Below are 15,063 nucleotides of genomic sequence, written 5' to 3'. Positions count from 1 at the left end.
TGGGAATTGAAGGTCTAGGGCGTTCATAGTTAATCACCCAGACCTTGATCTTAAAACCAATCAGGAGGTATGTCGATGTCATCATCAACCAAAAAAGTCGTGCTGTGGAGCAAAACAGGCTGTCATTTCTGCGGGGAAGTGAAAGCATTTCTGACAGAGCGAAACCAGCCTTTTGAGAACATTGAAGTGCAGGGAAATGACGTGCTGCGAGATGTGCTTGAAGCAAAATATGGCATTCGGCATGTACCTGTCATTGAAGTGGGAGGGGACGGCAAGTTTGAAGCCTTGCTGGAACCTGATCTGGAGAAGCTGGCTGAACTTCTGGCACGAACGGACGAAGCGGCAGCAGTCTAACGGGAGTTAATATATACCTTTGAAGCAAGCCGTTCCGGCTGTTGCATGATGCAAGATCGCATTTGTACAGCAGCTGGAACGTTCATAAGTTATGGCTCACTTGGGATGTAAATGGTCTTATTTACATCTTCAATGTTCATATAGAAAAAATCTATTAGTCACGCTGTTGACCCTTTTACGGGGCAGTGATAAGATTTGTGAAATTAAAACAAACAAAACTCATAGGAATAGTTAACTTTTAAGTTATTCGTATACGTAATCAGTTCAGTTGGCCCTTGATCATTCTTTTGAAGATTCTAATCCAAGGAAGGCGGAGTGCATATGACAGCGAAACGCAGTTTGAAATTTGGAGCCATTATTCATGGGGTTGGAGGAAGCAACACCACATGGAGACACCCGGAGGTTCTGTCGGATGCCAGCGTTAACTTTGGATTCTACAAACGTCAGGCACTGAAAGCGGAGGAAGGCAAGTTCGATCTGGTCTTTATCGCAGACGGTCTGTATATTACCGAGAAATCCATTCCGCATTTCCTGAATCGCTTCGAACCAATCAGTATCCTCTCCGCTTTGGCTGCCGTTACTTCACGCATTGGACTGGTGGGTACCCTCTCAACATCCTATAGTGATCCGTTCACCGTAGCCAGACAGTTCGGTTCCCTCGATCAGATCAGTGATGGCCGTGCAGGCTGGAACGTTGTGACTTCTCCGCTGGAAGGTACAGCGAAGAATTATAGTAAGAGCAGTCACCCTTCGCATCCGGAACGTTATCGCATTGCCGCGGAATATTTACAGGTAACCAAAGGGTTGTGGGACTCTTGGGAAGATGATGCCTTTGTAAGAGACAAAGAGAGCGGCGTTTTCTTCGATCCATCCAAGCTGCACACGCTTAATCATGAAGGAGAGTTTTTCTCCGTACAAGGTCCGCTCAATATTGCCCGTTCACGGCAAGGACAGCCGGTGATTTTCCAGGCAGGTTCATCGGAAGATGGCAAAACGCTGGCGGCACAAGAAGCGGATGCTGTCTTTACCGGACACGATACGATTGAAGATGCACAGGCATTCTATAAGGATGTCAAAACACGGGCGGCCTCCTATGGACGTTCTGCACAGGATATTGTTATTCTGCCAGGCATCAATCCCATTGTTGGACAGACCGAAGAGGAAGCGGAACAGAAATATCAGGAGATTGCGAGCCTGGTTACCATTGATAAAGCGCTGGATTATCTGGGACGTTTCTTCGAACACCATGATTTCTCCCAATATCCGCTGGATGAACCGTTCCCGGAGCTGAATGGCATTGGAAGCAACAGCTTCCGCAGTGGAACCGACAAGATCAAGAAGGATGCCAAAGAGCAAGGATTGACCTTGCGTGAAGTGGCTCTGCGGGCAGCAACACCGCGTAGCAAATTCCTGGGAACACCGGAGCAGGTCGCTGACAAGATTCAGGAATGGTTTGAGACGGAAGCAGCGGATGGTTTCATTATTGCTTCGGAGTTGCCAAGTGGATTGTCTGATTTTGTGGAACTCGTTGTGCCGATTCTGCAAGAACGCGGCTTGTATCGTACGGACTATGAACACGATACATTGCGGGGGAATCTTGGGGTACAGATTCCGGTTAACCGTTATACGGCTGCGAAGAAGCAAGTTGTATCTGATTTGGCATGACGGATAGGGAGCGAACGAGTATCTGATTTTGTCTGCTGTTTTCTCCAACCGTAAAAAAAGCAATTACTACGATTCACACTATCTTAAAACCAACTTAACTCATAGGATATATAGAGTATTGGTATAAACATCAATTTAATGACACCTGTATACACAGAGGGGGAAGCGATATGAACAGGTCTATCTCATGGATGAAATATATGGCATTGGCAGCAGTATTGGTGATGGTATTATCCGGTTGCGGAGCGGCGGGAGGCAGCACGAACAGTACGGCACAAGCATCAGGCGGGGGGCAGGCCGGGCAAGCTGAAGGAGGCAACCTGACTTTTGCACTCGCGACTTCACCGGACACACTAGACCCTCATCGCAGTGGGCTTGCCGTAACAGTACGCGCCATCCGAACGATCTACGACAATCTGGTCGTGCAGCTGCCTGATGGTTCCGTCAAACCTTGGCTCGCCACGGAATGGAGCGTATCCGAGGACGGCAAGAGTTATACGTTCAAGCTGCGTGAAGGCGTGAAGTTCCATGATGGTACACCTTTTAATGCGGAAGCCGTGAAATACAATCTGGACCGGGTGATTGATCCGGCCACCAAAGCTGCCAATTCTCTGGCCCTGATTAGACCGTATAGCTCCTCCGAAGTCATTGATGAATATACCATCAAGGTAAATCTGGAATCACCATCGCAAGCTTTTCTTGGCAATTTGAGTCAGGCGCTGCTGGGAATCGTATCCCCTACGGCTGCTCAAAAATATGGAGACCAATTAGGTAAAAATCCGGTGGGCACAGGTCCGTATACCTTTGTGAAATGGGATGAAAATGCGGATATCGTCGTTGCCAAGAACAAGGATTACAACTGGGGACCTGAGACGGTTGAAAATAAAGCCGCGCCCCATGTGGATACGATCACATTCAAAATTGTACCAGAAGAAGCGACGCGCATCGGAAGTGTTCAGAGTGGCCAGGTACTCGCTGCCGAGACTGTTCCGCCGCAAAATATCGCTGCATTAAAAAACGATCCGAACCAGCAATTGTTACAGGCCAATACGGTTGGACTGCCGTACACACTCTTCTTCAATCTGCGCAAAGCGCCTTGGGATGATGTGAAAGTAAGGCAGGCAGTACAATCCGCTGTAGATGTTGAATCGATTGTCAAAACATTGTATCTGGGCAACTACGAACGTGCGTGGTCTGCACTGTCTCCTGGAATTCTGGGTTATGATGCATCGCTGGAAGGAAGCATCAACCCGGACATCAATAAAGCCAATCAGCTGCTCGATGAACAAGGCTGGGTGAAAGGCGCTGACGGTATTCGTGCCAAAGAGGGCCAGAAACTGACCCTGCGTTATGTCGATGGTTCGCCAAATCGGGAGAAACGCAATGACATTGCCGCCATTATCCAACAACAGTTGAAACAGGTTGGCATTGCTGTTGAAGTAGAAATTACAAAAGACGTAGCAACGGTCATCTATCAGAACTGGGATTATGATCTATATGGCAATAGCCAGGTCAATTCTGATCCAAATGCCTTGTATGCTTTCTATCATACGAGTGCAGAGGGCCAGCGTCCGACATTGTCCGGTTTGTCTGATCCAAAGATCGATAAACTGTTAGAGCAGGGAGCCGTCGAGAGTGACGCGGATAAACGTGTCGAGATCTACAATCAAATCCAGCAATACCTGATTGAGCAAGCGGTAATTCTGCCGATCTATGTATTCCCTTATACCGTCGCAGCATCCAAAAAGGTCGAAGGCATCAAGTTTGATTCACTGGGGTATCCACTCTTTAACGACGTTCGCATTCAGCCCTAACAGGAACGACCAATCCAGATTCAGGAAGGAGATATCCCGGTATGGTTCAAACGATACTGTCACGACTCGCAACATCGCTTCTGGTTATTTTCGGAGCTTCGGTGCTGGTGTACTGCATCATGTATCTTCTGCCGGGTGATCCGGTTCTACTCATGCTGGACCCGTCCTCGGCTACCCCGGAGATGATCGAGAATCTGCGGGTTCAGCTTGGACTGGATCAGCCGTTTTACATCCAGTTTGCGAACTATTTTGGTGATATGCTGCGTGGGGATTTCGGTAAATCGATGATCAATTCGGATCCGGTTTTGCCAAAAATCCTGGAACATTTTCCAGCGACACTGGCTTTGACCGCACTCAGTTCAATCATTGCCATCACGATTGGAATTACACTTGGTGTACTGTCTGCAATTCATCGCAATGGCGTGATTGATTTCGTCGCCCGGCTCGTTGGACTGTTCGGTATCTCTATGCCAACCTTCTGGACGGGGATACTGCTCATCCTGTTATTTTCAGTACAGCTTGGCTGGTTCCCTGCGATGGGTTCCGACGGATTCAGCTCACTGGTTCTTCCGGCAGCAACGCTGGGTCTCGTTGGTGCCGGGTTTATCGTACGAATGGTGCGGAACAGCATGTTGGAAGTGATCAATGAACCATTTATCGTGGCTTTACGGGCCAAAGGACTTTCGGAGCGCGCCATCATGTATGGCCATGCGCTGCGTAATGCGCTGATCCCTGCCGTAACGGTAATTGGCATGCTGATCGGTGATCTGCTTGCGGGTACGGTTGTGGTGGAGACTGTCTTCTCCAGACAAGGAATCGGCCGGATTATTGCAGATGCGCTAATGGCCAAGGATCTGCCAGTGGTGCAAGGTGTCGTCTTTTTTACCTCAATTATCTATGTCGTCTTGAACTTGCTGGTGGATATCTCGTATTCGTACATTGATCCCCGGGTTCGGCGTGCAGTCCGCACATGATATTGGATGGAACAGTCAGAAGTGTCCTGACGCGGAGTATGAAAGGAGGAGTTGGTGCTCATGAGCATGAAACCTTTGGCTGGTGACAAAAAAGCATGGGCGGGCAGTGTAGGACGTATCCGTCTGTGGAATCGCCGCCCTTGGCGTTATCGCGTTTCATTCGCGGTATCCCGATTATTCTTTTATGCAGCATTGCTGGTGGTGGTATTTACCGTGGCATGTGCGATTGTGCCAGGCTGGATTGCGCCCTATGATCCAACTCAGATGATGACGGATGCCATCCTGCAGGCTCCCTCTGCTGCGCACCTGTTCGGGACGGACTATTTTGGCAGGGATATCTTCAGTGTGGTTGTGCATGGGAGCAGAGATTCATTGCTCATTGGATTCGCCTCGGTACTTGTAGGCGGGATTGTTGGCAGTGCTCTTGGTATTATCTCCGGTTATGCCGGAGGTATTGTTGATACCATCACCATGCGGGCTGTTGATATTCTGATGGCTGTACCCGGCGTACTGCTTGCATTATCTGTTGCAGCTGCTCTCGGGCCAGGACTGATGAATATTGCACTGGCTGTTGCGGTTTCCTCCATTCCGGGCTACGCACGGGTGATGCGTGGGCAGGTCATATCAGTTAAAGGTCTGCCTTTCATTACAGCGACACGTTCACTGGGCGGTTCCAATACACGTATTTTCTGGAAACATGTACTGCCACATTCGTTGTCACCCTTGCTGGTCATGGCTACGCTGGGCGTAGGGACATCAATTCTTACGGGCTCCGGACTCAGTTTTCTGGGACTTGGGGTGTTGAAGGAAATACCGGATTGGGGCGCATTGCTCTCACAAGGTAGAGGTTATCTGACGGTTGCCTGGTGGATCTGTACGTTCCCGGGGCTGGCGATCACTTTGTTTGTACTGGCGGTTAATCTGATTGGAGACGATATTCGCGATCGGTTGGATCCCAAAGTAAAAGGAGCGGCTTGACCGCTATTCCAAGGAGGAATACGTTATGTCACATGTTGTCATTATTGCCGGATCACCTTCCAAGCGTTCGCGTTTGACAGGTCTGACGGATTACAGCAGCCAAAAATTAACGGAGGCAGGCATCACCGTTGAAGTCATTCATGTTGTGGATCTTCCCGCTGAGGATCTGGTGCAAGCCCGGTTTGACAGCTCTTTCATTCGGGATGCACTTGCTGTCGTGGAAGCGGCGGATGCAGTTATTGTGGCTACACCTGTGTATAAGGCATCGTACTCGGGAGTGCTCAAGCTGTTCCTGGATCTGATTCCGCAAGAAGGGCTACGGGGTAAGTTGACACTCCCACTCGTTATTGGTGGCTCCATTGCTCATCTGCTCGCCATTGATTATGCATTGAAGCCTGTACTGGCAGCCCTTGGTGGAAGACATATCTTGGGTGGCGTGTATGCTGTAGATCAGGGAATCGAACGATTGGATGATGGGAAATTTGTGCTTTCGGCGGATATTACTACACGTCTGGATCGCTCGCTGGATGAATTGATATTGACACTGGAAAAGGATGGGATTACGATATCATAAAACCAAGTAAATTTATTGGATAAATCAATATAAGATCAAACGTCTGCGGACGTGGATACGGAGGCGCTCATGAATATCGAGAATATTGAAGCATTTGTATATATCAATCATTATGGAAGCTTCAATAAGGCTGCCGAAGTACTCTTCTTGTCCCAACCTTCGGTCACAGCTCGCATTCAGTCACTGGAAAGGGAGCTGGGCTGCAAGTTGTTTGATCGGCTTGGCAAGCAAATTGTGCTGACAGAGGAAGGTCGGAAATTCCTGCCATATGCGCAGCAAGTGCTGCAAGTGATTCAGAAGGGCAAGCAGAAGATTCAGCAACGGCGATCAACACCGGATGCGCTTCGGCTCGGTAGTACAGTATCGGTGTCCAATTATGTCATTCCTGATTTTCTACCCAAGATCAAGGAAGCTTACCCCGAAATTAACATCAAATTGACGACAGCAACGACGGATCAGCTGATTGCCAAACTGCTTGGTCAGGAGATCGATCTTGCCTTTGTACGCAAGGTCATGCATCCTGCGATCCGTACGGTTGCTTTTTATGAAGATCCGATCCAGCTCTATGTGTACAAAGGACATCCATTCATTGAGAGCGGGCATGTCAGCATGGAAGCCATCCGGAATGAGCAACTGGTCTTTTTTGAATGTGGTTCACTGGACTGGCTTCGCATTCACCGGGCTTTCGACTCGCTGGAACATCCGCCGAATATTACATATCATGTCGATAATTCGGAGACGGCGAAGAAACTGGTTATGCAAGGGGCAGGCATTGCCTTTCTCCCGGGACTCACGGTGAAGAAGGAAGTGCAGAATCAGGAGTTGTTCCCCATTCAGGTACATGAGGTAGCAGGTGTATCGTTGCAGATCAGCGTTGTCACGTTAAAAGAAGAATATTCGCCATTGGCAGAGCCCTTCGGGGAACTGCTGCGGCAACTATAAAGCGTCTAACGTTGAATCTGACTTTTAAACCAAAACGGAGAGTGCAGAACTGTAACATCTCCAGTTCAACTTAATAGTGATTCAAGAACAGCGGTTCAGCACAATCAAGGAGGAGAAGGATATGAGTATTCGTGTTGGCATTTTGGATCAGACTCCCATCTATGAAGGGGAAACGGCGGTGGATGCTTTTCGGCATACAATTGAGCTGGCACAGCGGGCAGAGCAGCTTGGATTCCATCGATTCTGGGTGTCGGAGCACCATGATTCAGGGCATGTTGCAGGGTCCTCCCCAGAGGTACTCATCTCCCACTTGCTTGCGCATACCAAGCGGATTCGGTTGGGGTCTGGCGGAGTAATGCTCCAGCATTACAGTCCATACAAAGTCGCCGAGAATTTCAATATCCTCGCAGCGCTAGGGCCAGGAAGAGTTGACCTGGGAATCGGTCGTGCACCAGGCGGGTTACCTCGTTCGACGCAGGCGTTGCAGGAAGGTATTCAGGAAGCTGCCTCTCTTCAAGAGAAGATTGTTCAGGTGAAACGATACATCCACAATGAGCCGTTTGAAGATCAGTCGCATCCACTTGCAGGTCTCAGCGCCTCGCCTGTGTCCGACATTCCAGCGGAACTGTATGTGCTTGGAGCAAGTGTCGATAGTGCAGGCATGGCTGCGGAACTGGGACTCCCATATGTCTTTTCACTGTTCATTAACAGTAATATAGAGGTAGCGCTTCAAGCGATCCGTGTATATCGTGAACAATTTGATCGTTCCCAGGGACGGGAGCCTTACGCTGCATTAGCCATATCGTTAATTGTGGCCGAAAGTGAGGAAGAAGCGGAAGGTCTTGCGAGTGAGCATATGCTGGTGAAGATCCATCTGGAGAGTGGAAAGGTGCTGACGGTGGGTTCTGTGGAACAGGCGGAAGAATTCGGACGTCAATCAAACGAAACCTATCGGATCGAGATTCTGGAGCCAAGTGTGACCCGAGGTACGAAGGAAAGCGTAGGTCAGGCGCTGCTGAAGTTCCAGCAGGATTTTGCTGTGGAAGAGTTCATTGTGACTACAGCTACACGGGACTTTACCAAGCGAATTCGTTCATTCGAATTGTTGCGTGAGATTCTGGCAGAGCAGGGACTAAGCGAATTTGCACTGGAATCCAAGGAACAGGAAGCTGCAATCGGATAGAATTAGGCAGTTAATATAGCAGTGAATATATACGAATGGGAGGTCATGTGATGAAAAGTGATCTGGAACAGCCCAAGCAGCAGACTGAGCAATTAGTACAGGGCGCCGAGCATGAGCTTCACGGTGAACGGGCAGAAGCATTCGTGGAACGTTTAATCACTATTCGGCGACACCTGCATCGTAACCCGGAATTGTCCGGCGAGGAAAAGGAAACGACGGCAGCCATTCGCAGTTGGCTGGAAGAGGAAGGTGTCCGTATTGCAGACGAATATGTACTGCGGACAGGGCTTGTTGCTGAAGTAGGTCAAGAGGACGGACCTGTGGTTGCTCTAAGAGCGGACATTGATGCGCTGCCTATTCAAGAAGAGACAAAGCTGGAATTTGCCTCCCAGGTAGATGGAAAGATGCACGCTTGCGGACATGACGCACACACGGCGATTCTGATTGGTGCAGCACGATTGTTAAAGCAGCGTGAGTCCACGCTTCCTGGGAAAGTACGGTTGATATTCCAGCCATCGGAGGAAAAAGCAACGGGTGCACGGCAAGTGATCCAGAGCGGCGCATTGTCCGATGTTCGGGCCGTATTTGGGTTGCATAATAAGCCTGATCTCCAGGTGGGTACAGTGGGCATTCGGGAAGGTGCGTTGATGGCAGCAGCAGACGGTTTTGTTGTCAAAGTGGAAGGTGTAGGCACCCATGCAGCCGTGCCGGAAGCAGGCATTGATCCGATTGTGGTTGCTGCCCACATTGTTACGGCACTACAGGCCATTGTGAGCCGTAATGTGGGAGCACAGGAGAGTGCTGTAATCAGCGTCACCAAGCTTCATAGCGGCACAGCCTGGAACGTTATCCCGGATGAAGCAATCCTTGATGGCACAGTACGTACCTTCGATGAGAAAGTGCGTGCACGGATTCGCGAGCGTTTCAATCAGGTGGTCGCCGGTGTGGCGGCAGCCTATGACACACGAGCTACGGTTCGCTGGATTCAGGGACCACCTGCCGTGGTCAACGATGAAGCTCTCGCATCTGCGGCGGAACAAGTTGCAAGTGAGATTGGATTAAATAGCGTTAGACCGTTACCTTCTCCAGCAGGTGAGGACTTCTCTTTTTATCAAAAAGAAGTTCCCGGCCTGTTCCTCTTCCTGGGCACCTCTGGCCCGCATGAGTGGCATCACCCTGGCTTTGATGTGGATGAACGGGCACTGCCGCTGGGAGCACATCTTCTGGCTGCACTGGCTGAGAAAGCACTGCACAATGTGCAAGCACATCAAGAGTGATGAGTATAGTGAATCACTGGATCATATCCAGATCGAAACGGTTCCGTTCGACGGCAACCGTTTTTCGAATTCCCTTTTTTAAGTGAGAGTGAGGTAGGAACGACGATTCGTTGAATCTTGTTATATGGTGTAGTTATGGCTAGGGCTGGCGCATAAGCGTCAGCTTTGTTTGGGTTTTCTTACAGGAGGGGCAGCTGAAGGTATTGTTAAATTTTATTTTTTTAATGGAAATATTTGTTGACGCTCCCTAAAAGGTTGTGCTATATTTTTCTCGACCTTTAATCGTAATAATTACTATTAGTAAAAAATGAAGAACAGGAGTAGCTGCTGCGATGAAACAGGAGATCGATTTTATCAAGTTCAGTCCCACTCAAAACATGACGATTCTGGTTAAAACGGATCATGCAGCAGAGAAATACAATCATATTGCGACTCGTCTAATGTCGTATGATAACGTTTACGCTGAACAAGTGGGATTCATTGAACCAACGAGGAGACCGGAAGCTGCTGCCCGTTTGGAAATGGCCGGAGGAGAGTTCTGTGGCAATGCCTGTATGGCACTTGCAGCACACCACGCATATGAAGCAGGACTGGCACAACAGGAATCTATGGATATCATGCTGGAGGTTTCCGGAACCGATCAATTGATCATGTGCCATGTGAAGAAACAGCAGAACGAATACAACTGCCAGGTAACGATGCCGATTCCGAAGCAGATCGAACAACGAACAATCCGATACGAAGGCATCGAACTCGATATGGTGATCATCCGGTACGCTGAGTTCATCCATATCGTGATCGAAGTTGATGACTTCGACGATACGATGAGGAAGAGGGCACAGACCCTTGCAAGATTACTGGGATTAACCCTGGGAGATAAGCTGATCGGTATCTTGTTATATCAATCGCACTTGCAAGAAATGGCCCCACTCATCTATGTTCCGGAGCTGGATAGTCTGATCTGGGAGAGAGGGTGTGGTTCGGGTACGGCCTCCGTCGGAGCGTATCTCGCATGGAGCCAGCAGAGGCAGATTACACAGTACATCAAGCAGCCTGGTGGTGCGATTAAAGTGGTAGCCCAGTGGAATGGCGCAGAACTTGGGAGTATTACGATTGAGGGATCGGTTGGCATCGTGGCTCAGGGCAAAGCCTTCATAGATGCTCCAGCAGAATGGAGCGTTGTAAACGCATGAGGTACATGATACATGATCGAGACAACGTATAGGGGGAAAAGAAATGATCACATTGGTCCATTTTCAGACATGTTTGAGTGAATTTGCAGAGATATTCGATAAGCTCGCGAGCAAGTATGATCATACGATTCAGCATAGTTCGGAGCTGGAGGCTGTGATCAATGACTACTCCCGCTTTGTGACCGATCAGGAGAATAAGGCAGCTTGGGAACAGTTGGATCATTCGGAGCTGCAAGAGCTTGATTCGCTTGTATGGGCGTTAAGAAATAAATCTGCTCAATGTGTGGCGATCATGGAGAAATATCGTGCATTGAAGTTAGAGAACGGGGATGTACAGATTGCGGATTATTTCAAAAACATCGAAGAGTGCATCGATAAAGAATTTGGCAGCTTCCATGTGACCTCCGATTCGAAAGTATTGTTGGTCGGCTCCGGTTCATTCCCCATGACTCCATTACTCATCGCCAAGCGAACAGGTGCAGAGGTCGTTGGGATCGATATTGATGAAGAATCCATTAGACTCGGGCAGAAAGTAGTGGAGACGCTGGGCGCGGGCTTGAAGATTCGTTTGGAGTCAACATTGCTTGAGGATCTGGATTATACCAGGGAAGCAACCCATATCATTTTCAGCTCTACGGTGGCCCCTAAATATGATTTGCTAGATCAATTGCATACCCTGACGAATGCGCAGGTGGTAGTAGCTATGAGATATGGTGACCAGTTGAAGTCCTTGTTCAATTATCCGATGAGAGAGACGGACAACAGCAAGTGGAAGCTGGTCGACAAGATTTTGCGTCCGGATGATGTATTCGATATTGCGTTGTACCAAAAAGCATAGCCATCCAAGTTAATCTAAATGGAGTCCAGGTCGAACTTTGAAATAAAGGAGGCTTATATGAGCAATCTTCAGCGAATTTTGTTACTTGGAACCGGACCGGTATCCATTCAGTTGGCGGTAACGCTCAAAGATCATCTCAACTGCTTAATAGGCATTGCGGGGAGACAATCGGTTCGTTCAGCGTCCGTATTCTCAGCCCTCGAACAGAGCAATCAACGTATTCAGGTCAGCATTCAAAATGAGAAACATCAATCGCTCGCAGGTGAGTGTTTCGTTGATCATGTGTTCAAGGGATATGACACCACCCAGGGGGAATGGGATACACTCATTTTGGCGGTTACCACCGATGCTTATATCGATGTATTGGAAAAAATGAAAAATGAATTCATCAAACAACTGAAATGTATCATTTTGATTTCTCCAACGTTTGGGTCGAATCGACTCGTGACCCATTATATGAGAGAGCGGAATGCAACGCCGGAAGTGATCAGTTTCTCTACCTACCTTGGAGATACCCGTTGGATGCACGAACATCCGTCCAATCATGTGATTACTACAGGGGTGAAGAAAAAGGTCTATATCGGTTCCGCTCGTTACCCGTCTGAACAGGTCAGTATGTTATGCCAAGTTTATGAACGTTTGGGTATTGAGTTGGAAGTGATGCGATCTCCACTGGAGGCGGAAACGAGAAATATTTCGTTGTACGTGCATCCACCCTTGTTCATGAATGACTTCTCATTAGAGGCCATCTTTGGAGCTCCAGATACTCAGAAATACGTATACAAGATGTATCCTGAAGGTCCGATTACACAAGTTTTGATACGGGATATGCGGGCACAGTGGCAGGAGATTATGAATATTACGGAACGACTTGATATCCAGGGAGTCAACCTGCTTCAATTCATGACGGATGACAACTATCCGGTTCGATTAGAGAGTATATCACGTCAGGATATCGAGAATTTCAATCAGCTGCAGGTCATTCATCAAGAGTATTTATTATACATACGATACACCTCATTATTGATTGACCCATTCTCGGAACCCGATTCGGAAGGGAAATATTTCGACTTTTCAGCAGTGCCATTCCGTCAAACGTTCATGAACCGCGAAAGGGAACTGGACATCCCCCGGATGCCCAAGGAAGATTACTACCGCATCAAAATCATTCATGGCATTGCCAGACATCTCGATGTGAGCTGCCCAACGATTGATCAATTTATCGCCAAATATGAGGCGAAGCTTCAGGAAGTGGCAGACGCACACCCGAATCAGCCCTTGTCCAACGCCTTTGTCATCCAATCCTTTGAAGAGGATATCCGCATGATCTGCACCGGACTTTGACTTTGAGTAATTGGGTTAATTACATCTCAAATTAATCAAGTTGAACCTGATGTTTACATCATAACGAAGAGTGCAGAACCAATCTGAAGAAGCGAAGCGGTCGCCTAAAAGCTTTCTGAAAGAAAGCTACTTCGGAAGCATATGCTATCCCCGGATTTTCTCTTTGGAAAAGAGATCAAAAAAATCTGGGGATAACAGTGATCGGAAGATGGTACTGCAATCGGAGTTGCCCGATGTAACCTACGAGGTTCGCTTGTAATTTCATCATCAGGAGGAAATGTTGTGAAAAAGGGTCTTACTTTTACATCCATACTATTACTGGTGTCTGCCATTGCGCTGCTCGTCGGATGCGGACAGCAGAGCACAAAAGAAAAAGATGGCGCCCAAACGGAGCCTGCCAATAGCCAGGTACAAACGGAACTTATCTATGCTTCTGCCAAAGATATTAATGATATGAACCCCCATCTGTATACAGGCTCTATGCCTGCACAAGGGATGGTATATGAGTCTCTGGTAGAAAACACGCCTGACGGAATCAAGCCATTGCTGGCTGAATCATGGGATATTTCCGAGGATGGGAAGACCTATACCTTTCATCTGCGACAAGATGTGAAATTCCATGATGGAGAGCCGTTCAACGCAGAGGCGGTTAAACAAAATATCGATGCAGTACAGGCGAATGCCGAAAAACATGCCTGGATCAAGCTGTCTACCAAAATCACAAGTGTAAAAGTTTTAGATGAGCACACGGTGGAGCTGACGCTATCGGAAGCCTATTATCCGGCACTGGTGGAATTGTCCATGACAAGACCTTACGTCTTCATATCACCCAAGGATTTCAAGGATGGCGGAACCAAAGACGGAGTAAGTGGTTTCCACGGTACAGGACCTTACAAGCTTACTGCTCATAAAGTCGAAGAGAATGCCACGTTTGAAGCCAATGAAGACTATTGGGGTGGTGCACCTGCAATCAAGAAGATCACATCCAAGGTCCTTCCGGCAGGTGAAACAACATTCCTGGCATTGCAAAAGGGAGAGATCAACTTTGTGTTCACCGATGACCGGGGAGCAGATAGTATCGATGTCGAAGCCATGGACCAATTGGCTGAATCCGGTGGTTATCAAGTGGTTCGAAGTGAAGCGATGAATACTAATATGATCGTAGCCAATAGCAGTCGCCAGAATAGTCCGGTTCAGGAAACGGCAGTGCGAGAAGCGCTATGGGTTGCCATTGATCGCGAAACGATCAGTAAGGATATTTTCAACGGAACGCAGACTGTAGCGGACACGCTATTTTCAGCCAATGTCAATTACGCCAAGGTAGACCTGAAGAAACGGGATTATGATCCGGAAATGGCTAAAAATCTTTTGGACCAAGCTGGCTGGACATTGGCGGATGGTAAAGAGGTGAGAACGAAGAACGGTCAGCCTTTAGCCATGAAACTATACTATGACAGCAACTCGTCTTCACAGAAAATACAGGCTGAATTGATCCAGTATTCGATGAAAGAATTGGGTGTTCAGCTTGAGATTGTGGGCGAAGAATCCACTTCCATTGCGAATCGGAGAGCCACCGGGGAATATGACCTGCTCTTTAATCAAACCTGGGGACTGGCCTATGATCCACAAAGTACCATTGCGGCATTTACGTCCGATTCGGCATACAAGCATACGACAAGCGGAATTTCCAAAGCAGATGAATTGTACAAAAAAATCGATGCGGTCATGGTTTCCACGGATGAGGCTTCACGCCAATCCCTGTATGCCGACATTATGAAGATCGTCCATGATGAAGCAGTCTTCATCCCGATTACCAATGGACGTGTCACCGTAGTCGCTCCTGAAAATCTCGATGGAATCTCATTCAAGCAGACCCAATATGAACTACCTTTTGAAAAAATGAATTTTAAATAGAGCGGAGATGGAT

General features: G+C 48.2%; 13 protein-coding genes. All 13 read left to right on the top strand.

Annotation, left to right across the window (positions count from 1 at the left end; genetic code table 11):
- Positions 1 to 75: 75 nt before the first annotated feature.
- The 13 genes from MKY87_RS09940 to cntA all read left to right on the top strand — a co-directional run bounded on the left by MKY87_RS09940 (position 76) and on the right by cntA (position 15,050).
- Positions 76 to 354, top strand: a complete 279-nt coding sequence (locus MKY87_RS09940; RefSeq protein WP_339789189.1) for a glutaredoxin family protein — start codon at positions 76 to 78, stop codon at positions 352 to 354.
- Between the two features lie 321 nt (positions 355 to 675).
- Positions 676 to 2,019, top strand: coding sequence for an LLM class flavin-dependent oxidoreductase (locus tag MKY87_RS09935; RefSeq protein ID WP_249912865.1), 1,344 nt, complete (start codon positions 676 to 678; stop codon positions 2,017 to 2,019).
- Between the two features lie 170 nt (positions 2,020 to 2,189).
- A complete protein-coding gene (locus MKY87_RS09930; protein ID WP_340964239.1) occupies positions 2,190 to 3,833 on the top strand; it encodes an ABC transporter substrate-binding protein in 1,644 nt (547 codons plus the stop codon).
- A 41-nt stretch (positions 3,834 to 3,874) separates the two neighbouring features.
- The gene (locus MKY87_RS09925) at positions 3,875 to 4,807 is read left to right on the top strand and encodes an ABC transporter permease (RefSeq protein ID WP_036605816.1); all 933 of its coding nucleotides are present in this window, start codon (positions 3,875 to 3,877) and stop codon (positions 4,805 to 4,807) included.
- 60 nt (positions 4,808 to 4,867) lie between these two features.
- Positions 4,868 to 5,785 carry an ABC transporter permease gene (locus MKY87_RS09920; RefSeq protein WP_091037784.1) on the top strand — a complete coding sequence of 306 codons (918 nt, stop codon included), beginning with the start codon at positions 4,868 to 4,870 and terminating at the stop codon, positions 5,783 to 5,785.
- 25 nt (positions 5,786 to 5,810) lie between these two features.
- Entirely contained in the window at positions 5,811 to 6,359 is a 549-nt protein-coding gene (gene ssuE, locus MKY87_RS09915; protein WP_074096318.1) for an NADPH-dependent FMN reductase, read from the top strand.
- A 69-nt stretch (positions 6,360 to 6,428) separates the two neighbouring features.
- On the top strand, positions 6,429 to 7,301 hold the full coding sequence (locus MKY87_RS09910) for a LysR family transcriptional regulator (protein ID WP_017692495.1): 873 nt from the start codon (positions 6,429 to 6,431) through the stop codon (positions 7,299 to 7,301).
- Positions 7,302 to 7,422: 121 nt separating this feature from the next.
- Positions 7,423 to 8,484 (top strand): LLM class flavin-dependent oxidoreductase, encoded by a 1,062-nt coding sequence (locus tag MKY87_RS09905; protein ID WP_340964237.1) that lies wholly within the window; start codon positions 7,423 to 7,425, stop codon positions 8,482 to 8,484.
- Positions 8,485 to 8,534: 50 nt separating this feature from the next.
- Positions 8,535 to 9,761 (top strand): amidohydrolase, encoded by a 1,227-nt coding sequence (locus MKY87_RS09900; protein WP_340964234.1) that lies wholly within the window; start codon positions 8,535 to 8,537, stop codon positions 9,759 to 9,761.
- Between the two features lie 332 nt (positions 9,762 to 10,093).
- Positions 10,094 to 10,954, top strand: coding sequence for a diaminopimelate epimerase (locus MKY87_RS09895; RefSeq protein ID WP_340964233.1), 861 nt, complete (start codon positions 10,094 to 10,096; stop codon positions 10,952 to 10,954).
- 43 nt (positions 10,955 to 10,997) lie between these two features.
- Positions 10,998 to 11,792, top strand: coding sequence for an SAM-dependent methyltransferase (locus MKY87_RS09890; protein WP_340964231.1), 795 nt, complete (start codon positions 10,998 to 11,000; stop codon positions 11,790 to 11,792).
- 57 nt (positions 11,793 to 11,849) lie between these two features.
- Positions 11,850 to 13,136: an opine metallophore biosynthesis dehydrogenase gene (locus MKY87_RS09885; protein ID WP_340964229.1), complete on the top strand. Its 1,287-nt coding sequence runs from the start codon at positions 11,850 to 11,852 to the stop codon at positions 13,134 to 13,136.
- A gap of 282 nt (positions 13,137 to 13,418) precedes the next feature.
- Complete coding sequence (cntA, locus tag MKY87_RS09880) at positions 13,419 to 15,050, top strand: staphylopine-dependent metal ABC transporter substrate-binding lipoprotein (RefSeq protein WP_340964226.1); 1,632 nt, start codon at positions 13,419 to 13,421, stop codon at positions 15,048 to 15,050.
- Positions 15,051 to 15,063 lie beyond the last annotated feature (13 nt).

This window comes from Paenibacillus sp. FSL R7-0198, from assembly GCF_038000415.1.
In the GTDB taxonomy this organism is placed as follows: domain Bacteria; phylum Bacillota; class Bacilli; order Paenibacillales; family Paenibacillaceae; genus Paenibacillus.
Note: the sequence above shows the minus strand (reverse complement) of the source record. Positions and strands in the feature narration are given on the sequence as shown.

Coding starts and splice junctions, on each gene's coding strand:
- MKY87_RS09920 (WP_091037784.1), top strand. CDS start 4,868: ATGAGCATGAAACCTTTGGCTGGTGACAAAAAAGCATGGGCGGGCAGT.
- MKY87_RS09900 (WP_340964234.1), top strand. CDS start 8,535: ATGAAAAGTGATCTGGAACAGCCCAAGCAGCAGACTGAGCAATTAGTA.
- MKY87_RS09910 (WP_017692495.1), top strand. CDS start 6,429: ATGAATATCGAGAATATTGAAGCATTTGTATATATCAATCATTATGGA.
- MKY87_RS09935 (WP_249912865.1), top strand. CDS start 676: ATGACAGCGAAACGCAGTTTGAAATTTGGAGCCATTATTCATGGGGTT.
- MKY87_RS09925 (WP_036605816.1), top strand. CDS start 3,875: ATGGTTCAAACGATACTGTCACGACTCGCAACATCGCTTCTGGTTATT.
- MKY87_RS09905 (WP_340964237.1), top strand. CDS start 7,423: ATGAGTATTCGTGTTGGCATTTTGGATCAGACTCCCATCTATGAAGGG.
- MKY87_RS09940 (WP_339789189.1), top strand. CDS start 76: ATGTCATCATCAACCAAAAAAGTCGTGCTGTGGAGCAAAACAGGCTGT.
- ssuE (WP_074096318.1), top strand. CDS start 5,811: ATGTCACATGTTGTCATTATTGCCGGATCACCTTCCAAGCGTTCGCGT.
- MKY87_RS09930 (WP_340964239.1), top strand. CDS start 2,190: ATGAACAGGTCTATCTCATGGATGAAATATATGGCATTGGCAGCAGTA.
- MKY87_RS09895 (WP_340964233.1), top strand. CDS start 10,094: ATGAAACAGGAGATCGATTTTATCAAGTTCAGTCCCACTCAAAACATG.
- MKY87_RS09885 (WP_340964229.1), top strand. CDS start 11,850: ATGAGCAATCTTCAGCGAATTTTGTTACTTGGAACCGGACCGGTATCC.
- MKY87_RS09890 (WP_340964231.1), top strand. CDS start 10,998: ATGATCACATTGGTCCATTTTCAGACATGTTTGAGTGAATTTGCAGAG.